20 protein-coding genes and 1 pseudogene are annotated in these 18,926 nt (G+C 65.7%); 5 read left to right on the plus strand and 16 right to left on the minus strand.

The window, feature by feature from the left end:
* Nucleotides 1-112: 112 nt before the first annotated feature.
* The 3 genes from ACWDUN_RS16155 to ACWDUN_RS16165 form a co-directional block, all read right to left on the minus strand.
* Nucleotides 113-967: a hypothetical protein gene (locus ACWDUN_RS16155; RefSeq protein WP_030133938.1), complete on the minus strand. Its 855-nt coding sequence runs from the start codon at nucleotides 965-967 to the stop codon at nucleotides 113-115.
* A 265-nt stretch (nucleotides 968-1,232) separates the two neighbouring features.
* Nucleotides 1,233-2,876 (minus strand): DUF6119 family protein, encoded by a 1,644-nt coding sequence (locus ACWDUN_RS16160; protein ID WP_157837303.1) that lies wholly within the window; start codon nucleotides 2,874-2,876, stop codon nucleotides 1,233-1,235.
* 570 nt (nucleotides 2,877-3,446) lie between these two features.
* Nucleotides 3,447-3,905 (minus strand): SHOCT domain-containing protein, encoded by a 459-nt coding sequence (locus ACWDUN_RS16165; RefSeq protein WP_110783354.1) that lies wholly within the window; start codon nucleotides 3,903-3,905, stop codon nucleotides 3,447-3,449.
* Between the two features lie 541 nt (nucleotides 3,906-4,446).
* Here ACWDUN_RS16165 and ACWDUN_RS16170 point away from each other — a divergent pair.
* From ACWDUN_RS16170 to ACWDUN_RS16185, 4 genes and pseudogenes are all read left to right on the plus strand, one after another.
* Complete coding sequence (locus tag ACWDUN_RS16170; protein ID WP_449930277.1) at nucleotides 4,447-4,728, plus strand: ribosome modulation factor; 282 nt, start codon at nucleotides 4,447-4,449, stop codon at nucleotides 4,726-4,728.
* 59 nt (nucleotides 4,729-4,787) lie between these two features.
* A complete protein-coding gene (locus tag ACWDUN_RS16175) occupies nucleotides 4,788-5,045 on the plus strand; it encodes a DUF3297 family protein (protein ID WP_449930278.1) in 258 nt (85 codons plus the stop codon).
* Nucleotides 5,046-5,220: 175 nt separating this feature from the next.
* The gene (locus ACWDUN_RS16180; protein ID WP_449930280.1) at nucleotides 5,221-6,393 is read left to right on the plus strand and encodes a Fic family protein; all 1,173 of its coding nucleotides are present in this window, start codon (nucleotides 5,221-5,223) and stop codon (nucleotides 6,391-6,393) included.
* 39 nt (nucleotides 6,394-6,432) lie between these two features.
* Nucleotides 6,433-6,568: pseudogene (locus ACWDUN_RS16185) on the plus strand (DUF3297 family protein); the annotation flags it as partial.
* 6 nt (nucleotides 6,569-6,574) lie between these two features.
* On the opposite strand, the gene ACWDUN_RS16190 reads toward ACWDUN_RS16185, so the two are convergent.
* Both ACWDUN_RS16190 and ACWDUN_RS16195 read right to left on the minus strand, forming a co-directional pair.
* A complete protein-coding gene (locus ACWDUN_RS16190) occupies nucleotides 6,575-7,180 on the minus strand; it encodes a hypothetical protein (protein ID WP_449930282.1) in 606 nt (201 codons plus the stop codon).
* A 266-nt stretch (nucleotides 7,181-7,446) separates the two neighbouring features.
* Nucleotides 7,447-8,307, minus strand: a complete 861-nt coding sequence (locus tag ACWDUN_RS16195) for an oxidoreductase (RefSeq protein ID WP_449930284.1) — start codon at nucleotides 8,305-8,307, stop codon at nucleotides 7,447-7,449.
* Nucleotides 8,308-8,461: 154 nt separating this feature from the next.
* Between ACWDUN_RS16195 and ACWDUN_RS16200 the strand changes: the two genes are divergently transcribed.
* Complete coding sequence (locus ACWDUN_RS16200; RefSeq protein ID WP_449930286.1) at nucleotides 8,462-9,418, plus strand: hypothetical protein; 957 nt, start codon at nucleotides 8,462-8,464, stop codon at nucleotides 9,416-9,418.
* A 13-nt stretch (nucleotides 9,419-9,431) separates the two neighbouring features.
* On the opposite strand, the gene ACWDUN_RS16205 is transcribed toward ACWDUN_RS16200, so the two are convergent.
* The 11 genes from ACWDUN_RS16205 to ACWDUN_RS16255 form a co-directional block, all read right to left on the minus strand.
* Nucleotides 9,432-10,016, minus strand: coding sequence for a zeta toxin family protein (locus ACWDUN_RS16205; RefSeq protein ID WP_449930288.1), 585 nt, complete (start codon nucleotides 10,014-10,016; stop codon nucleotides 9,432-9,434).
* On the minus strand, nucleotides 10,013-10,402 hold the full coding sequence (locus tag ACWDUN_RS16210) for a TA system antitoxin ParD family protein (protein WP_449930290.1): 390 nt from the start codon (nucleotides 10,400-10,402) through the stop codon (nucleotides 10,013-10,015). Before ACWDUN_RS16210 ends, ACWDUN_RS16205 begins: the two co-directional genes overlap by 4 nt.
* A gap of 54 nt (nucleotides 10,403-10,456) precedes the next feature.
* On the minus strand, nucleotides 10,457-10,906 hold the full coding sequence (locus tag ACWDUN_RS16215) for a heme-binding protein (protein ID WP_449930292.1): 450 nt from the start codon (nucleotides 10,904-10,906) through the stop codon (nucleotides 10,457-10,459).
* On the minus strand, nucleotides 10,903-11,955 hold the full coding sequence (mgrA, locus tag ACWDUN_RS16220; RefSeq protein WP_449930294.1) for an L-glyceraldehyde 3-phosphate reductase: 1,053 nt from the start codon (nucleotides 11,953-11,955) through the stop codon (nucleotides 10,903-10,905). The genes ACWDUN_RS16215 and mgrA overlap by 4 nt, the downstream gene beginning before the upstream one ends.
* 14 nt (nucleotides 11,956-11,969) lie before the next feature.
* Nucleotides 11,970-12,581 (minus strand): bifunctional 4-hydroxy-2-oxoglutarate aldolase/2-dehydro-3-deoxy-phosphogluconate aldolase, encoded by a 612-nt coding sequence (locus ACWDUN_RS16225; protein ID WP_449930296.1) that lies wholly within the window; start codon nucleotides 12,579-12,581, stop codon nucleotides 11,970-11,972.
* Nucleotides 12,569-13,312 (minus strand): IclR family transcriptional regulator, encoded by a 744-nt coding sequence (locus ACWDUN_RS16230; RefSeq protein WP_449930298.1) that lies wholly within the window; start codon nucleotides 13,310-13,312, stop codon nucleotides 12,569-12,571. Before ACWDUN_RS16230 ends, ACWDUN_RS16225 begins: the two co-directional genes overlap by 13 nt.
* A 13-nt stretch (nucleotides 13,313-13,325) precedes the next feature.
* On the minus strand, nucleotides 13,326-14,237 hold the full coding sequence (locus tag ACWDUN_RS16235) for a sugar kinase (RefSeq protein WP_449930300.1): 912 nt from the start codon (nucleotides 14,235-14,237) through the stop codon (nucleotides 13,326-13,328).
* A complete protein-coding gene (locus ACWDUN_RS16240; protein WP_449930302.1) occupies nucleotides 14,230-15,720 on the minus strand; it encodes a tripartite tricarboxylate transporter permease in 1,491 nt (496 codons plus the stop codon). Before ACWDUN_RS16240 ends, ACWDUN_RS16235 begins: the two co-directional genes overlap by 8 nt.
* Complete coding sequence (locus tag ACWDUN_RS16245; RefSeq protein ID WP_449930304.1) at nucleotides 15,717-16,196, minus strand: tripartite tricarboxylate transporter TctB family protein; 480 nt, start codon at nucleotides 16,194-16,196, stop codon at nucleotides 15,717-15,719. The genes ACWDUN_RS16240 and ACWDUN_RS16245 overlap by 4 nt, the downstream gene beginning before the upstream one ends.
* A gap of 17 nt (nucleotides 16,197-16,213) precedes the next feature.
* A complete protein-coding gene (locus tag ACWDUN_RS16250) occupies nucleotides 16,214-17,194 on the minus strand; it encodes a Bug family tripartite tricarboxylate transporter substrate binding protein (RefSeq protein WP_449930306.1) in 981 nt (326 codons plus the stop codon).
* Nucleotides 17,195-17,324: 130 nt separating this feature from the next.
* Nucleotides 17,325-18,911, minus strand: a complete 1,587-nt coding sequence (locus tag ACWDUN_RS16255) for an MFS transporter (protein WP_449930308.1) — start codon at nucleotides 18,909-18,911, stop codon at nucleotides 17,325-17,327.
* Nucleotides 18,912-18,926: the final 15 nt, after the last annotated feature.

The raw sequence follows: 18,926 nt of genomic DNA on the forward strand, positions 1-18,926 counted from the left end.
GCGCGTTGGCACGCGCGGCCTATCCGGTCCACGGCACTTTCGAGGATCGGTCGGCGGCGGCAGCGACGAGGACATCTGCCTACCGGGCCACATCAGCGCCGAGATCAGCTGTTTACTCACCGTGATCGTGATCGCTGTGGTCGTCATGCAGCGGGACCGCGGCTGGGGCTGGAACATCGGGTGAGGCGGGAACTTCGGTCGGCGTCGGAACTTCGGGTGGTGTGGCCGATTCGCCGGCAGGCTCGTTCACCGGCGCCGGGGTGGCCGGTTCGTGGTTGCTGTCAGGGCTATGGACATGCTCGCCGGTCGTCCCAGGGTCATCGTGCTCCTCGGGCTTAACGTCAGCGCCGTGGTGATCGCTATGCGCATCCTCGGGGGTCGCCCCGTGGTGACCACCGTCTGCGCTCGCTGGCCCATGATGGCCGTGCTGCAGACCTGAAGCAACACCCACCGTGGACGCCAGCGCCACGACACCGACTGCGCCCATGAGCACTACTGCGCTGCCGAACAACGGTACCGGCTCTCCTTGCAGGCCGCGGTACCACACCCAGCTGGCGCCCATCACGACGTAAATTTGAAGCAACAGTGCGCACAGGTCCGCGGCTTGGATCAGTTCCGCTTCCCCGGCGTGGGGGCCGAACGGGGCTCCCGCGGTCCTGGACATGGCCCACAGCGCAATGGCTCCAAGGTTGAGCATGGTGCCGGCAGCAAGCACAGGAGTCGTGGTTCGTGTGAGAACCAGCCGCGCCCACAGCAGTTGGGAGAGGGCGATCGATGTGAAAAACACGCCAGCGGGCATCCACTCCTGCCAGTGGGTGGGTACGACGGCGAAGTGGATAACCGAAGCGCCCAGCGAAGCGAGCGCGGCTAGCCGAGCCGCCAACCGGCTGTCGGTTTTCTTCGCTGTCTTTGGCGCCACCGAATTAGGATGACAGCGCCATCCGCGACAGCGGTTGCATGACATCACATCTCAACCCGACCGAGATTCATTCGTCATCAACTACGGTCCTTCTACGTAGATGAGGTCGATGTCAGCTTCTGAGGGGACTGCCCCGGGGCAGTCCCCTTTTCGCTCATCGTTGTTTATCGATCGGGCGTTTTCCAGCGAGGCGTTATCGGCGAAAGCCCGAAGATCTATCTCAGGGTCGTGCACGGTGCATCATGCCGAGCCAGTGTCTCGTATCTGCCCCATGCGGCGTGTCGACTACGTTCATCGCTTGCGCCAGTCACCGTCACTTCTCAAGGTTTGAGCCGTCGGCGCTCTCGATGGGGAAAACGATCACTTCAATACCTCTGGCACGAAGGTCGTCGACCGTCCTAACCAGGGTGACCTGGCTGAAGCTGAACAATGATTCGGGATCGAATTGCTCACCCGCAGCCTTTGCGATGGCGAACACTACCGCCGAGGGCTTTTCTCTAAGCAAATCCGTGTTGCCGCCCTGCTTTTGGATGAGCTCGCGAAACTTCTCCCGCGCCTCGTTGTCATGAGTGAGCGAGTGGGCTGAGTTATGGCCCTGCGCAAATAGGTGGCTCAGCGGCGCCGAGGCATCGGACTTCTTCACGTGCACCAGTGCACCGTCGGGGGCGAGGATGTCGCAAGTTTCGAATCCCCGCCGGTTCTGGGTGGTCCTGATTAGTCGACGGTCTAGGACAACTCCGCCAATTTGTCGCGCCGCCTCCTTGTTGTAATCTTCCTCATCGACCTTCTTGCCGTTCTCAATCTGCCAAGCTGGAAGGGTCAATCCCCAAGTAGTGCTGAATATTTCGCGTACCCGGTCCTGCAGTTGCGAAGCGTACTTGTCGTCCATGAGGTACCACATACCGTCGTGTAGAAAGTATCGACGGCCATCCAAGAGGGTCTCGTACGCTACCCACTTGCGGACTGCAATGTCAGAGCTGATCGGGTTTTGGGCCGCGGGGTCACTGAATAGCTGGATCCGTTGGCGTGTAAGCGATCCCAAGGGATCGGCCGGGTCGACCGCCTGACGAATGGTCTCAATTGTGGGCACGCCGTCCTGCGGGGCCTTTGGGCCTCGGCGACCTTTCAATTTGTATGCTTCGGGTGTTCCATTTTCGTTGATGGCTTCATGTGGCCACGCCACGCTGACCTTGGTGTCGGCACTGTCGAGCAAAGCTATCGCCAGCAGACCGTCGAGTCTGATCGCTTCGGGGCTGTCCTTCTTGAAAGCGACGAGTTGCTCGAGAATCTGAAGTTCCTGAAGCGGAGGTTTTCGAAGAGTTTCCTCGAGCGCGGATAGATCGGCTAGAAAGCTCTCAGGCGTATGGGCCAGCGGCAGGTTTAGCGCGTCGGCACCGCGCAGGGTGAACGTCTTGCCGACGGTGAGACCTGTGATTTCGGCGGTAGCTACTATCCGTGTCACGAGCTCCCCGAAATCCCCAAGTCCGAAGCCACTCAGCTGCGATCCGGACGGGATTGACGATCGGTCCACTTTTGCGCGACTGTCCATAGTCTTACTAGTAAGTGAGTTCAAGCTGTCCGGGTGGGCAACCCGGATTGCAATCCGCTGGCCAAAACCGGGATCAACGCGTGCTTGCTCGAGAAGATGGAACCCCATCCCGTAGGTGACTGCCCACGCCGTGGCGCCCTCGCCTCTAATGACAAGCACTGCGGCCGCGTTCTGGTTGGCGGCATCGAATGGAACATTGATCAGGGATCCGAGTCGATCTGCCCAACGGGCGCGATCGGTCTTCATATGTCCATGAACCAACAGGGCTGCACGATCGCCGACCGTGCAGTCCACTTCTGTGAACTTGGCATCATCGTCGAGGTATTTATCGCGTATCGCGTCCTTGAGTTTGGGAACCGCAGTCAGCCGGTACAAGGTAGTTGACGTCGCTGATGCCTTGCCAGCCACGGAGGTTCCTTTCTGGTTAAGACGCACGGCGAGCCTGACCGAGGGTGGCGGCGCCGCGGATCTTGATGTTCGAAGATCGAGCAATTTGCAAAGTTGCCAATTAAACAGCGGTCTACCAGATCTGCTCGTCCAACTGAGTGCGCATCGCCGACAGCGCGTTGGTGAATTCGTCGTTCAGGTCAGCCCCTACACCGCTCGAGCAAAGATCCATCCTTGATCGCCTGGCAGTGCACATAGTCCGAAGCCGCAACTGGACTCGAAGCTGCACACTCGTGCGTTTACCGCAACTTCAATCCAGGACGGAAATGCCATTGACCGGAACTTTATGGAAACTAATGGCGACGCAGGGGTCAGTGGCGCAGCATTTCTAGTCGGCACCAAAAGAAGCGACAATAGTTGTGCTTTTCACCACGTTGACCTAATAAACGGGCGAGCTGTCGCGGGCGGCCATGGCGCATCGCGACTGCCGGCCCGGGCCGCTGTTCGGACGAGCGCTGAACACCCGAAGTCGTTAGTCGAGTGCTGCTGACGCGCAGATTGAGCTCTGTCGCTCGTGTGCCCGACTGCAGCTCAGCTAATGAGTTTGCGCTTGGCGATTTCGAACTCTTCGGAGGTCAACACTCCTGTGTCTCGCAAAGCTGCGAGTTTGGCGAGCTCGTCCACCCACGATGTGGTGGGCGTAGCGGTGGAACTGGCGCCGGGCGTCGATTGATGGACGTTGGTCCCAAATCTCGGGTGGGCGCGCAGCACCTGTTCAATCTTGGCGGCGGTCCCGTGGTTTACCGCGACCTCTGCGAGGGTCGTTCCTGAGCCCTGCACGACAAACACCTGTTGCAGCGCTGACGCGTCGAGTCGCTTCTTGTCGTCGCGTGTCACTTTGCGGACTGAGAAACCGGTGATGTCTGCGACTGTCACCCGGAAGGCCGGGATCAATTTTCCGGTCTGGCGGTACTCGACGCTATCGCCGTAGTCGATCACGCTTCCATTGCCGAACCCGAGCCCGATCGAGTTGCCCACTTCTCGCGCCACGCTGTCCCCATCCTAAGTCAATAGCCGGCAATGATATCGACGACCCATGACAGGGAAGTGCAGATTGCTCACCCTCTGGCGGGCCGCGCCCGTGATGATCGGCCTCAGTGGCTTTGTGCCATCGATCAACGCGGGAGGCGCGGCCCAGACGGCTACGGCAAACATTCGGAAACTGGCGGGCTGATAACAGAGATTCCGCTCCGATTTGTAACTTCGGTCCAGCTCCGGGCACCGCGTCTGGTCCTAGGGAAACCTGCACAGTGTCCCAAGAGTGTCCCAAGAGTGTCCCAAGACGTGTTCAAACAGCCCGGACGCGGCGAGACGCTTGAGACGCCAAATGGCCTCTGAACTGCACAGATGAGACGCGCTGAGACACGACGAGACGGCATTGAGCTCCCTGGGGGTCAAGTGGTCGCAGGTTCAAATCCTGTCAGCCCGACGCAGACGAAGGCACCTTCCATCGGAGGGTGCCTTTCCCGTTTGCCCGATCCCGCGGCGCGGCATGCGCATGATTTCGGTCCGCGCCGGGCATGCTGACTGAGTGTCCAAGCGCGCCGAGTACATGTATGCGCTGTACTCGGGCATGGTGGCCGAACCCGGCGACCGCAATCCCTACGACGGTCAATCGCTTCTGGCGAGACTCTGGAGGGTCGGCTACTCGCGCATGATGAGGATCCGGATCGAGACCGGCCCGGCGATGCAGCGCTATTACCGAGCACGCCGGGTCGCGTGGATCCGGCTCACCGTGTCACCGCACGGACGCCTCGCGCCCCGCAGTCCGCTGGGCCGCCTGTGCCCGCCCACGTCGAACCCGCCACGATAGGGTCGCGTAGGTTCTCCCGGAGATCACGCCCCGAGCCTGCGAACTCCACGAAAGAGATCATGTCCGAGGACCAGAACACAGACGTTCCCCCGAACCACCTGTCCATCGATCCGCGCAGCCCCTTCTACGACGAAGAGGCGCTCATCCGCGGCGTCGGCATTCTCGTCAACGGTGTCGAGAAGACCAATGTGCACGAATACGACGTGGCCGAGGGTTGGGTACGGGTGGAGGTTCCCACCGCCAAGGATCGCCGCGGAAACCCGATGGTGGTCAAGCTCAACGGCACGGTCGAACCCTTCTTCCGCGAAGCCCAGTAAAAGGTTGCGGGGGCGCGCCGTTCGCCAGCCACTCGTTCATGGGAACGCTGTGTTCCCGGGTGTGGCGACACATGCGCGGGTAAGTGTCGCCATCGCTCGAAGGTAGCAAAGCGTATGTGCCGCCACTCTAATAATTAGCGACACTTATCTGATTAAGTGTCGCTATCATGCGATCATGGCGACACTTGCTGCGCTCAACTACGAGACGCTGGACTGGACGCCCAGCCACGGCGGCAGATACTCCCGGTCGTCTCGCCGGGGTGGGCCGTACCGGGCGGCGTTCCCCCCGGCTATCGCCGACCTGCAGGTGGCGCTACCGCCGGATGTGTACACGGCCGCCGAGGACGCCAGCCTCGCCATCACTCGATTGGACGCCGAACTCAAAGGCGAGATTGCGCCGTTCTCGGCGGTGCTCTTGCGTAGCGAGTCCGCGGCCAGCTCGCGCATCGAGAACCTCACTGCCTCAGCACGCTCGATCGCCGAGGCTGAACTGCCAGGCGCTAAGGGGAAGGCCAATGCCGAGCTGGTAGTCGCGAACACCGCGGCGATGACCGCGGCAATCGAACTGTCGGATTGTGTTGACGCTGATGCGATCCTGGCCATGCATGCCGCGCTGATGGTCGGCCAGTCGCGTCATACGCCGGGGCAGTGGCGTACCGAGCAGGTGTGGATCGGCGGCGGAAACAGCCCACAAGGCGCGATGTTCGTTCCGCCAAGCCATGAGCGCGTTCCCGCTGCGATCGACGACTTGATCGTTTTCGCCGCCCGCGACGACGTTGCACTGCTCGCGCAGATCGCGGTGGCGCATGCCCAATTCGAGACCATCCATCCGTTCACCGATGGCAACGGTCGAACCGGGCGTGCTCTGGTGCAGTCGATGCTGCGGAACAAGGGCTTGACTCGCCAGGTGACGGTTCCCGTGTCCGCCGGGTTGCTGTCGGATACCGATGGTTACTTCGCCGCTCTCACCGCCTACCGGGAAGGAGATCTCGCGCCGATCGTCGAAGCGTTCGCCCGCGCCAGCGAGCGCGCAGTTGTCAACGGCCGCCAGCTGATCACTGCGCTGCGCGAGATCCGGGCGAGTTGGAATGACCGGATCACTGCGCGGTCGGACTCTGCTGTGTGGCGGGTTGCCGACCTGTTGACCCGGCGGCCGGTCGTCAACGGTGTGCTTCTGCGCGACGAACTGGGCCTCTCCACCGACCACCCCCGCCGCTACATCGGTCCTCTCGCCGAGGCCGGCATCGTCGTCGAGTTCACCGACCGGGCCCGCAACCGTGCCTGGCGCGCCCCTGAAATCCTGGATGCGCTGGACGGTTTCGCCGAGCGGGCCGGCCGACGCGGGTAATCCTCGGCCGGCGCCCCAGGTCGTCCTGCCCGATTTCCGCGCTTGAACGGCGTCGAGAAGACCAAAGTGCACGAATAGGATCAGGGTGGAAGTTCCCACCGCCAAGGATCGCCGCGGAGACCCGATGGTGGTGAAGCTCAGCGGCACGGTCGAACCCTTTTTCCGCGGAGCGTAGGGACACTCAGCGCAGGTAGGTCTCGCCACCTCGGGGGTACCCGCCACCGTTGGTGGCGATGTGTACGTGGTCGTAGTGGTCGGCGGTGTCCGAACCCCGGCTTCGCATCGGCCGCGGCGCGCGGCCCGGGCCGTAGGAGGTCTGCCGCCAGAGCATGTGGTTCAGGTCGAACCGTTCGGCGTTCTCCAGGATGAACGCGACGACGCGGTCACCGAGGGCGATGCCCTCCTGGGAGTGATAGTTCGCGATCATCACGTCGATCGCGAGGCCATCGGGATGCCACCGCATGGAATCGGCGCGCACTCCGCCGATGGTGAGGATCTCGGGAAACTCCGTGCTGACGGCACGCGCCGCGAGAATGGTCTCGACCTGCAGCCCCTGCTCCGGCGCCACCCCGACGGGAAGTTCTGGGCTGACGGTCTGCAGGGTCTGCACCGCGCCGGGCACCGGCGTCACCACCTCCATGCAACACGGTGGCGACGCGGACGCGGCGGCCGGGATATCGGCGCCCGCGTGTGCGTCGGTGACGAGAAAGGTGGCGGCGGGGACGACAACCGCTGCCAGGATTGCCGACCTGCGGCGCCCGGCCATGGTGGTCTTCTGCCTGCTCACGCCGACGCACCTTATCGGCGGGTATGCGGGCGAAGGCAAATCGCTGTGTCGTCGCATTGTGCGACGCACGCCACAGGTCAACTACGGTTGTCGGGCACCGTCTTTCGCTGGGGCGAAGCGCGAAATATCGACGAGTCAACGGTTTTCGCTGCCGTGGCAACCTACTCAGCGGGTACTGCCCAAAAGAGTGTGCCGGGCAGCGAATGACACGAAGTGTGAGCAACACCTCACGCCGATACGCTTGACCGGTACCGCCTGGCAATCGGTTACAGCGTGAAGCCGGCCGGCAACTCGATGTCGGCGATCGCGACGTTCTCCTCCAGATGCGCCACCGACGAGGTGCCCGGGATCAGCAGCACATTGGGCGCGACGGCCAGCGTCCACGCCAGCACGATCTGCGCCGGTGTGTACCCGAGGTCGGCGGCGGTCTCCTTGACCGTGGGGTTGTTCAGCACCGGGTTGTCGGGGTTGAACCCCGAACCCAGCGGGAAGAACGGCACGAACGAGATGCCGCGTTCGGTGCACAGGTCGAGCACGGGTTGCGACGACCGGTCCAGGAAGTTGTAGGCGTTCTGCACGGTGACGATCTCGGTGCGGTCCAGCGCGATCTTCAGGTGCTCGGCCGAGACGCTGGACAGGCCGATACCCGCGATGAGGCCCTCGTCGCGGGCGGAGATCATGGCCGTCAGCTGACGGTCGAACAACTCACGGTCCACCGCACCGACACTGCTGGGGTCACCGGAGTGGATGCGCAGGTTCACCGCGGCGAGCCTGTCGACACCGAGCGTCTGGAGGTTGTCTTCGATATCGGCGCGCAGGTCATCGGGCTCCTGCGCGGCGAGCCATTCGCCGGCTTCATTACGCCGCGCGCCGACCTTGCTCACCAGGGCCAGGTTGTCTGCGTAGGGATGCAGCGCCTCACGGATGAGCTCGTTGGCCACCCTGGGTCCGTAGAACTGTGCGGTGTCGATATGGTCCACGCCCAGTTCCACGGCCCGTTTGAGCACGGCGATGGCCTGGTCGTGATCGCGTGGCGGTCCCATGACACCGGGGCCGGGTAGCTGCATGGCGCCGAAGCCGACGCGATTGACCGCGTACGGGCCGAGCGGGAAGGTTGTCGTCGTCACATCTGGAAACTACCTCGGACTGTGGACAAACCGGGTAGCGCCGACCGAAGTTGTCGGAGCCCGTGCGAATACTGCCGGACAAGTGAGCGCCGCCACCGCGGCGGCGCCTGTCCGGTAGGGGAGCACCATGGGAAACAGGGCCAACATCGTTTTGGTGGATGACGACGGCTGGCAGTTGCGGTACGCGCACTGGGCGGGATGCAGAATGCTCGACGCCCTGCTCGCGGGACCCGAACTGGCCACGCGCTACATCCTGGCGCAGGAAACGAGCGAGTTCTGGACCGACGAGCTGTGGTCCGACGGCGGTCTGCTGCTCGACCTCGTCGAGCGCCGATTGCTCTTCTTCGGTGAAGAGCTCATGTCGACGATGAACGAACGTCGAGCCATGTTCGAGGTGTTGCGGATGCTCTGGCCCGGCTACACCATCTCCTGGGCCTACGGCACGACGGCCGAGATCGCCGCTTATGTCGGTGCGCCGGCGCCGTTGCGGGACAGGCCTTCCGAACCTGAACTGACGTTGGCGAGCGGCACCGGACACCTGCACCACCTGGTCACCGTGATCGATCTAATCGGCCGGGTGCGGGCGTGGCCGTTGTGGTGGGGGTGCAGTGCAGCCTGGCACGGGCCGAAGCTGCTCGACATGCTCCCCGGGCCCGGGCAACCATCCCTGAAACTGGGGCTGGTGCCCGAGAGCGGCGTCTATGTCAACGTGCCGAACAAGACCCTGGGCGTATGGATGACCAACCCGGACCCCGGGCTGTTGCGGTGGCTGCCGCAGCTGTGGCCGGGATGGCGAACCGAGTTCTGGGAGGACCGCTACGAGGAACAGTTGCGCCGCTGTGGCACCCACATCACCGCACCCGCACTCGACCTTGCCGCCGGCGTCACCGCGGCCCGATCTTGGTTGGAGAAGCGGGTATTCCAGAGTCACGAGGACAGTCCGGCCGGTCGCCTGGCCAACCTGGCTGAGCTGCTCGGCGCCGAGGGGCTGCCCGATGCCGTGGTGAGCGCGGCGGCCCTGTCCGACGCCGGACCGCGACCGACCGCCGCCGAGTGGGCGAGTTTCGAGCAGGCCTGCGCCACGGTGCGCGCGACGGGTCAGGCCGCATGATGGGGCCGCGGTGTCAGTCCTCGGCGGGCCATCGGGTGGTCAGTGCCTGCGGTGTCCACGCCGGCCACGACGGCGCACCGAGGGCGGATCCGCAGTTGAGCTGAGCCACGATCCGCGGCCCGCGCCGGGTGCTGTTGTCGTAGAAGGCGGTGGTGTCCGCGCGGGTCGCGGCGGCGGCGACCAGATCCCAGAGCCGTCGATAGCGTTGCCGGATTTTGTCCTCGGGCACGTTGTGGCCACCGGCGGCGACCCGATGCGCGACGCGCTGCACGGCAAGTTCCTCGGGGATGAGTACGACGTGCAGCGCCACGGTGTAGCCGGCGCTGTGCGCGGAGTCGATGAGTTCGAGCTTGGACGGGTGCGAGAACACCGTCTCGGCGATGAACGACTCACCGAGCTCGATCAACTTGGCCCGGGTGGCGGCGGCGATGCGCGCGGCTTCATAGGCGTGCTCCAGCGGCGCCGCGGACCACCGGTGCCTGGCGATCTCGTCGGCGTTGACGGCGGGACTGCCGGGCAGCAGTGGGGCGAGGGTCAGTTCGATGAACGTCGACTTGCCGGCGCCGTTGGAGCCGACGACGAGGTCGAGTCGCTTCACCCGTGCGGATACAGCACCGACGAGCTGCCGTCGGGTCGGTATTGCACGATCTGCCCGGACTCATCGAGGGCGACGGTGGTGATACCGCGCGCCGACAGCAGCGCACCGTAATCGGTCTCGGCCAGGTTCTCCTCGATGGCCGCCGAGATCTCGGCGTTGTAGACGACACCTTCCTCGGTGCTCAGCTCGCTCAACTCCACACCGCCGGCCAGGGCGGCCTCCACCTTGCGGCGGGCCGCCGCGTGCTGCGCGGACACCGCCCGACCGACGCGGGCCCAATGGTCGAGTTGCTGCTTGGCCGACCGGCTCTGCCGAGCCCCTTCGGCGGCCGCACTGTCCATCAGATCGGCGGCCACGCGCGTGACCCGATCCGCCGTGTTCGCCATGGCGCCTCCGTCGTAGCAGATTGCCACACAACTGTAGCAATCTGCTACGACGATTCAGGCCCGTGAGCCCGTACCGAACACCCTCAGTTGGTCGGTCACGAACGCATGATCTTCACGGTGTGGCAACCCCGACACCCCGACAAAACCGACGACGCCCACACCGGTGACCCGGATGGGCACCACCCCGCCGGCCGCGGCGTATTCACCCGCGGGTAGCCGGGATTGGGTGTCGAAGTCGCGGCCGGTCTCGGTGAAGAACTCCAACACACCCAACGAGCTGCACCCGTAGCGTTTCGCGGTGTTGAGTTTGCGTTCCAGCCAGTGATCGCTTTCGGGATACGCGCCCGGCAGCGACGTGTGGAACACCCGTTGATCGCCGTGCACCACGCCGATCACCAGCGGCAGCGACTGCTCCAGCGCGGCGGCGCGCATCTGACAGCCAAGCCGCCATGCGTCGGCGTAGTCGAAGCCGTCCAGCCATACCGGATTGTCGTCGGCGCTCATGCCGTCGAGGACGCCAGCCAGATGTTGAGCTCACCGTCGACCGCATACCGGTCGATCTCGGCGAGTTCGTCATCGCTGAAACCGGGGCTGGACAGGGCGTGCACGCTGTCGGCGATTTGCTCCGGCCGCGATGCCCCCACCAGCACCGAGGACACGGCGTCCTGGCGCATCACCCAGGCCAGCGCCATGTGCGCCAACGGCTGCCCGCGCCGCTGGGCGATCTTGTCGAGCGCGGCCACATTGTCGAGATTGCGCTGCGACAGCATGCCCTCGCGCAGCGTCTTGCCCTGGGTGGCCCGCGAACCTTCGGGGATCCCGTTCAGGTACTTCGAGGTCAGCAGCCCCTGGGCCAACGCAGAGAACGCGATGCAACCGATTCCCTTGTCGCTCAGCACATCCAGCAGCGACGGCGACCCCTGCTCGATCCACCGGTTCAGCATCGAGTAGGACGGCTGATGGATGGCCAGTGGTGTGCCCAGCTGCTCGAGCAGTCCGGCGATCTCCAACGTCCGCTCGGCGGAGTACGACGACACCCCGGCATAGCGCGCCTTGCCCGAGCGCACCGCGGCGTCCAGCGCACGGGCGGTTTCCTCCAGCGGCGTGTCCGGGTCGTACCGGTGGCTGTAGAAGATGTCGACATGGTCCAGCCGCAGGCTGCGCAGCGAATGCTCCAGGCTGCCCAGCAGATACTTCGCGCCGCCGCCCTTGCCGTAGGGGCCGGGGAAGAAGTTGTAGCCGGCCTTGGTGGAGATGATCAGCTCATCGCGGAGATTGGCGAAGTCCTCGCTCAGGATGCGGCCGACGTTCTTTTCCGCCGAGCCCATGGGCGGGCCATAACCATTGGCCAGGTCGAAATGTGTGACACCGAGATCGAAAGCGGCCCGGATGATGTCACGCTGGCGCTGCAACGGCGTGTCGTCGCCGAAATTGTGCCACATACCCAGCGAGACGGCGGGCAGCACCAGGCCGGTGCTGCCGACCCGCCGATAGTTCATCGTGTCGTAGCGGTCCGCCGCCGGGGTGTAGGCGTCGTTCAGCAGGGAGGGCATCGGTTTCAGTACTCCTATCGGACTGCGAAGAGGTTGGTCAGTAGTTCGATCTGCGCGTCGTCCTCCAACGCCGAGCCCACGGCTACGACGCGAGCCCCGGCATCGAGGTACTCGGTGGCGTTGCGGGCGTTCATTCCGCCGGTGGCGACGAATTTGGCGTCCGGAAACGGACCCGCCATCGCCGAGAACCACCCGGTGCCCAGCACCGAGGCCGGAAAGGCCTTGAGCCAACCGAGCCCGAAATCCATGGCGCGCTGGATCTCCGAGCCGGTGGCGATGCCGGGCAGGTGCGGCATCCCGGCATCCAGACTTGCCCTGGCAACGGCGGGATCGAATCCCGGTGCCACGGTGAACGCGGCGCCCGCCGCCCGGGCGGTCGCGACGTGCTCGGCCGAGATCACCGTGCCCGCACCGACCGGGCGGCCTCGTTGCGCACCGGCGTCCACCGTGGCCACCAGCGCCTCGACGGCCGCGGCGGATTGGATCGGCACCTCGATACAACTGATCCCGGCATCCCAGCCGCGCTGTGCCAATTCGACGGTCCGTTGCGGGCTGAACCCGCGCAGGATCGCCATCACGGGTGTGGTCGCGAATGCCTCGTCGAACCAGTCGGTCACTGTCGCCATCCCAGCTCCTTGGAGATGTTGTCGGTCACGGTGGTCAGGTCGGGTAGAAGTTGTTTGAGCGCATCGAGATCGGCGCGCGCTTTCAGCGAGGTGATCGACACGGCGGCAACGACTTTGTCACCGGAGTCGCGGATGGGCATCGCCACGCAGTTCACGTAGTCCTCGTACTCGGCGTCATCGGTGGACCAGCCGCGCTCCCGGACGTCGGCGAGCGTGGTGTCGAACTGCCGGCGCGAGGTGATGGTGGTGTCGGTGTGCCGTTCGAACGTGACGCCGGCCATGATCGCGTCCACCACGTCGGGCTCCTGGTAGGCCAGGATGGCCTTGCTGACACCGGCGGTGTGCAGACACACCGGCGCCCCGATCTGCGAGTACAGCTTGACCATGCCCGGCTGCTCGACCTTGTCGGTGTAGATGATGCGCCCACCCTCCAGCGCGGCGAGGTGGATGGTGTGCGAGCACATCTCGCCGAGGGTGACCAGATGCGGGCGGGCCAGATTGGCGAGGTCGAACTGCTCGCGCGCCAGTCCGGCCAGTCCGGCCAGTCGGTAGCCCACGCCGTAGCGGCCGTCGGGCTGGCGGCGGGTGAGACCGTACTCGGTGAGGGTCTGCAGCACCCGCAGCGCGGTGGACCGGTGCACGCCCAGGTGCACGGCGACCTCGCTCTGCGTGCGGGGTCGGATCGCCACGAACTCCAGTGTCTCCACCGCTCTTTCGATGCTCTGCGACACAGCGAAGCCCCTTTCAGCCCCGGCCGTCGGTGACGGGCACGAAATCGGAGGTGCTCGACAACGCGCGGGCGGCCAGCCGATGCCCCATGCTCAGGCGGTCATCGGCGTCCTTTCCGGTCAACAGACCCGACAGGTAGCCGGCCGCGAACGCATCACCGGCGCCGACCACCTCGACGATATCGACCGGCAGCGCGGGGGCGAATGTCGTTGTCGACGCCGTGATCTCGGTGGCTCCGACGCCGCCATCCTTGATCACCAGGGTCTGCACCCGGTTCTGGGCGGCCATGATCAGCTCGGCGATCGACTCCACATCGGCGGTGCCCCACAGCGTCGCAGCCTCGTCGCGACCCACGAACACCACATCGGACAGCCGCGCGAAGTCCAGCAGCACCGGAGCGGCCTGCGCCGCGTTCCACACGCCGGGCCGGTAGTTCACGTCGAATGAGATCCGCGTCGGCGACCCGATGCACAGGTCGTACAGCGTGCCGAACATGGCCAGGCAGGTCGCCGACAGGCCGGGGGTGATTCCGGAGACGTGCACCAGCGGCACTTCCCGCAGCGGCAGTCCGCTCAGGCTCTCGACATCCATCCGCGAGGCCGCCGAACCCTTGCGGTAGTAGTGCACGGTGGTCGCACCGCCGTCGGGATCCTTGAAGTAGACCCCGGTGGGCGCATCGTCGAGATAGCGCACCAGCGAGGTGTTCACACCGTGCGCGGTGATCTCGTCGACGATCCGGCGACCGAGCGGATCGTTGCCCACCGCGCTGGCCCACGCCACGTCGTGGCCGAGTTCGGCGAGGTAGAGCGCAACGGTCGATTCCGCACCGCCCATGTGCAGGGTGAACAGATCGGCCGTCGCCAGCGGGGTCGCGCCCACGGGTGCGACGAGCGTCATCGTCTCACCCAGGCACAGCACCTCATGCATCCACGGTCTCCTTGCGCCGTTTCATCAGTGCCCGCAACCGCGGACCGAAGATCGCCAGGGCGCTCAGGGCCAGCAGCCCCAGCGCGATCCCGCTGGTGTAGATGCTGGCGGCACCGTCGATCAGGAAGGCCCGGCGGATATTGCTCTCGGCCAGCGGTCCCAGGATCAGACCCAGCACCAATGGTCCTGCGGGGAAACCGTTGCGGCGCAGCACCAGACCGAGTAGACCGAAGATCAACATCAGCGCGACATCGAAGACGCTGTTCTGCACGGCATAGGTGCCCACCATGCAGAACACGATGATGACGGCCCACAGATACTGCTGAGGCAGGTCCAGCAACTTGATCACACCGCGCATCCGGACCAGCGAGAGCGCGAGGGCCGCCAGGATCGCCAGCAGCATGATGCCGGCCAGGCTGTAGACGAGGTCGGGGGAGTCGACGAACAGGGTCGGGCCGGGCTGCAGGCCCCAGATGATCATCGAGCCGATCATCACCGCCATCACCGCGTCGCCGGGCACGCCGAGTGCCAATGTCGTGGTCAGCGAGCCGCCCATGGTGGCCGTGCTCGCGGTGTCGGCGGCGGCCAGCCCCTCCAGCGATCCCTTGCCGAACTTGTCGGGGTTCTTGGAGGCGCGCCGGGCCTGATCCCAGGCGACGATGCCGGCGATATCGCCGCCGGCGGCCGGGACGACGCCGACGACGGCCCCGACACCGGAACCGATCAGCGCGGGTTTGGTCAGAGTGCGTCGCTCGGCACGGTTGGGCCACCACTTGCCCAACTGGGTGATCGGGGGCGGCGTCAGATGCGGGTGCCGACAGATGATCTGGTTGAACACCTCGGCGATGCCGAACAGGCCGACGATGGCCGCGATGAACGGGATGCCGGAGCTGAGTTCGTTGATGCCGAAGGTGAACCGGCCCTCACCGGTGATGGGATCGCGTCCGATGGTCCCCAGCAGCAGGCCGAGCACACCGGCCGCCAGCCCCTTGGCGACGCGGCCGCCCGAGACGCCGATCATCATCGTCATCCCGAAGACCACCAAGGCGAACATCTCGGCGGGGCCGAACTTCAGCGCGATCCCGGCGATCGGTTGGGCGGCGAACACCAGGATCAGCAGACCCATCACCGATCCGAACGCCGACACCAGCGCCGAACTGGTCAGCGCGATACCGGCTTTGCCCTGCTGGGCCAGGGGATAACCGTCGAAGGTGGTCGCGATCGAGGCCGGTGTGCCGGGGGTGTTGATCAGGATCGAGGGCACCCGGTCGCCGAATTGCGCAGCGACGTAGATGGCCAGCAGGACCGCCAGGCCCTCCAGCGGCTCGAGGGTGAGGGTGAAACCGGCGGCCAGCGCGACCGCCATCGCGGCGGTGATGCCCGGCACGGCGCCGACCAGGGTGCCCAACAGCACGCCGATCAGCAGGCAGAGTCCGATCTTCGGGTCGGCCAGGGCGCTGAACCCGTCGAATACGGCGCTCACAGCGGCACCCGCAGCAGCAATCCGAAGATGGCCCACAGGATCAGGGTGGTGACCAGCGGAAAGACGATCAGCGCCTTGATGCTACGGCCGCCGAACAGGAAGGTCAGGCCGATCAGCAGGACGACGGTGACGGCCCTGAAATCCAGGTACTGCCACGCGATCCCGTACCCGATGATGCTCGCCACGGTGGCGGCCAGCGTGATACCGCCGGACCGGGTGATCCGCGGTTCGTCGGAGGACACTCGGCTGATGACCGCCTGGATCACCAGCACCACGCCGGTGGCGATGATCGCGATGGACAGCGCGGTGGGCCACCAGCGTGGACCGAACGCCCCACCGTCCCGGGACAGTTCGAGCTGGTTGGTAAGTACCAGGCAGGCGACGCCGAGCGCGGCGACCGCACCGCCGACGGCCACCTCGTAACCGCGGCGATTCGGCTCTCGGACGGGCTGCTCGAGCACCGGATCCTGCGTCATCGATGTCAGCTCGGCGGTCACTGCTGCGCCGCCAGATCTGCGAACCTGTCCGATTCGTTGGTGACGAAGGTGCTGGTCTCTTCGGCCGACCGGTAGAGCGGGATGTTGCCGCCCGACTCGATCAGTTCGGTGTATTCCTCTGCTGCGGCAGCCTTTTCGATGGACTCCTCGAGTCGGGTGGCGACATTGTCGGGCAGCCCGGCCGGCGCGGCGATCACGGCCCAGCTGCCGATCACCACGTCCAAGCCCAGCGACTTGGCGGTGGGCACGTCGGGAAGTGCGGGCGCCGGCTCATCGGTGAAGACCGCCAGGACGCGCAGGCGCCCGTCATCGTGTGCGGGTGCCGTTTCGCCGATGCCGGCCACGACGGCGTCGACCTGCTTGCCGATTGCCGCCGACACCGCCGGGGCACCGCCGTCGAACGGAACGCCGGAGAACTCGACGCCGGCAACCCGGCCGAGCTCCAGAGCCCCCGCCTCCCAGATGGACCCGGGCCCGGCATTGGAGACCGTGATGGACCCGGGTGCGGCCTTGGCGGCGTCGATCAACTCGGTGAGGGTGGTGTAGGGGCTGTCCGCGGGGACGGCGATGGTCCCGGGTTGGGAGTTGACTTGACCGAGGAATTCATAGGCGGCCGGATCGATCGAGTAGCCCTGGTGGCCCAGCATGCTGACCTCCACCGGCAGCACGGCGATGGTGTAGCCGTCGGGCTCCTGCTCGGCGAGGTACTCCATGCCCACCGAACCGGCGCCGCCGGGCCGGTTCTCGACGATGACGCTGACGCCGAGGTCACCCTCCATCTGCTTGCCCAGGGTGCGCGCGGTCAGGTCGGTGGCCCCGCCGGCCGCGGTAGGGGTGAGCAGGGTGATGTCGCCGCTGGGGAAATTCTCCTCGGAAGCGCCGTTGGATGACCGGTCTGCGCACGCCGACGTGGCGAACAGCATCGCGGCGAGGGCGCCGCCGGTGATCAGGGTGCGCATCGGACGCGATCGTGGCACGGGAACCTCCATTGGCTCGTGTTGCACAATATGCAACAGTGTTGCTGAGTGTGCACAGAGCGTAGCGCACCATGTGACCGGCGGCATAGTCCTGCGGTGCTGTGAGTCAGTCGGGTGTCGAGCCGGCGCGTCAACGCGGCGGTCGCACCGCGATCAGATGATGGGCGACCGGCTTACCGTCGACAAACCGTTCGACGGCCTGTTCGATCAGCAGATCCTGCCCGGTCTGCCGGGTGTGGTGCTGGTGCAGGTGCTCACCCCAGGACCGCACGATGAACGTCTCGACGAAGGTCTGCTCCCGCTCGACACTGCGGTAGACCCGCCACCGTGCGGCGCCGGTGCGTTGCCGGGACCGGCCCAGCACCGCCATGGCGGCCAGGAACTCCGGTTCGTCGTCGACCGAGACGCGGTAGTCGGTCATCACCAGAACCGGCCCGTCGAGCGGTTCGGGCTCGAAGACCAACGACGGTTCCGGCCAGTGCGAGGACGGGCTGAGGTCGATGCTGCCGGTCTTGGCGTGCAACGGCCAGAACAGCGTTGACACCGCGCAGGCGGTCAGCAGTCCGACGCTGACGAGCAGACTGGTCACCGGTGAACTCGCCCCCGCGAGCAGGCCCCACAGCAGCGAACCCATGGCCTGGCCACCCATGAAGATCAGCTGATACACCGACAGTCCCCGCGCCCGCACCCAGCCCGGCAGGCTCAGCTGCATCGACGCATTCAGCGTCGACAGGCACAGCAGCCAGGATGTGCCGCCGAAGACCAGGGCCACCAGCACCACCGCGAAACTGTTGACCAATGCCAGAACGGCTGTCGCGCCGGCGAATCCGACCGCGGCGATGATCAGCAGACTGTTCTCGCCGAAGCGTGACCGCAACCGCGACAGGGCTACCGCGCCCAGCACGGCACCCAGACCGAGCGCGCCCAGCATCAGGCCGTAGCCCGCGGATGTCAGCCCCAACCGCCGGTCGGCGATCACCGGGAGCAACCCCCACAATGCGCTGGCCGGGCCGATGAACAATGCGGTGCGCAACAGGATCCGGCGCACGATCGGCGAACTGCGGATATAGCGGCCGCCGGCACTCAACGCCGCCAGCGCGCGCTCGGAGGGAAAGTTGCGCTCATTCTCGGGGCGGCGCCACAGCGCCAGCACGACGACCGTGCCGACGAAGGACACCGCATTGAGCGCGAACACGACCGTCGGACCCGACAGCGACACGAGTGCTCCCGCGATGGCCGGGCCGATGGCGCGCGCACCGTTCATGCTCATGCTGCCCAGCGCTGCTGCCGCCGGGATCTGCGGAGCTGGAACAAGATCCGGCTGGATTGCCTGCCAGGCCGGCATGGTCAGTGCCTGGCCGCAGCCGATCAGGAACAACAGCAACAGCAGCACCGTCGGCGTCGTCAATCCGACACCGGTCAGCACGGCGAGCAGACCCACCGCCGCGGCCATCGCCCCCTGGGTCGCGATGAGCAGCCGGCGCCGGTCGATCAGATCGGCGAGCACCCCCGACGGCAGGGCCAGCAGCATGACCGGCAGTGTGGTCGCCGTCTGCACGAGCGGCACCAGCACCGCGGCGCGCGGATCGCCGACGAGCATCCACTGTGCGCCGACCATCTGCATCCAGGTGCCCAGATTGGACACGAACTGGGCGATCCACAGTGCGCGGAAGATCGGTGACCGCAGCGGCGCCCAGGTCGATATCGGCGTGGTCATCTGGGCATCCTCACC

The organism is Mycobacterium sp. NPDC003323, from assembly GCF_053589535.1.

What these genes read in the sequence shown, in the direction of transcription:
- ACWDUN_RS16245 (WP_449930304.1), bottom strand. Translation starts at nt 16,196, where the DNA reads ATGACGCAGGATCCGGTGCTCGAGCAGCCCGTCCGAGAGCCGAATCGC.
- ACWDUN_RS16210 (WP_449930290.1), bottom strand. Translation starts at nt 10,402, where the DNA reads ATGGCGAACACGGCGGATCGGGTCACGCGCGTGGCCGCCGATCTGATG.
- ACWDUN_RS16255 (WP_449930308.1), bottom strand. Translation starts at nt 18,911, where the DNA reads ATGACCACGCCGATATCGACCTGGGCGCCGCTGCGGTCACCGATCTTC.
- ACWDUN_RS16175 (WP_449930278.1), top strand. Translation starts at nt 4,788, where the DNA reads ATGTCCGAGGACCAGAACACAGACGTTCCCCCGAACCACCTGTCCATC.
- ACWDUN_RS16235 (WP_449930300.1), bottom strand. Translation starts at nt 14,237, where the DNA reads ATGCATGAGGTGCTGTGCCTGGGTGAGACGATGACGCTCGTCGCACCC.
- ACWDUN_RS16225 (WP_449930296.1), bottom strand. Translation starts at nt 12,581, where the DNA reads ATGGCGACAGTGACCGACTGGTTCGACGAGGCATTCGCGACCACACCC.
- ACWDUN_RS16215 (WP_449930292.1), bottom strand. Translation starts at nt 10,906, where the DNA reads ATGAGCGCCGACGACAATCCGGTATGGCTGGACGGCTTCGACTACGCC.
- ACWDUN_RS16180 (WP_449930280.1), top strand. Translation starts at nt 5,221, where the DNA reads ATGGCGACACTTGCTGCGCTCAACTACGAGACGCTGGACTGGACGCCC.
- mgrA (WP_449930294.1), bottom strand. Translation starts at nt 11,955, where the DNA reads ATGCCCTCCCTGCTGAACGACGCCTACACCCCGGCGGCGGACCGCTAC.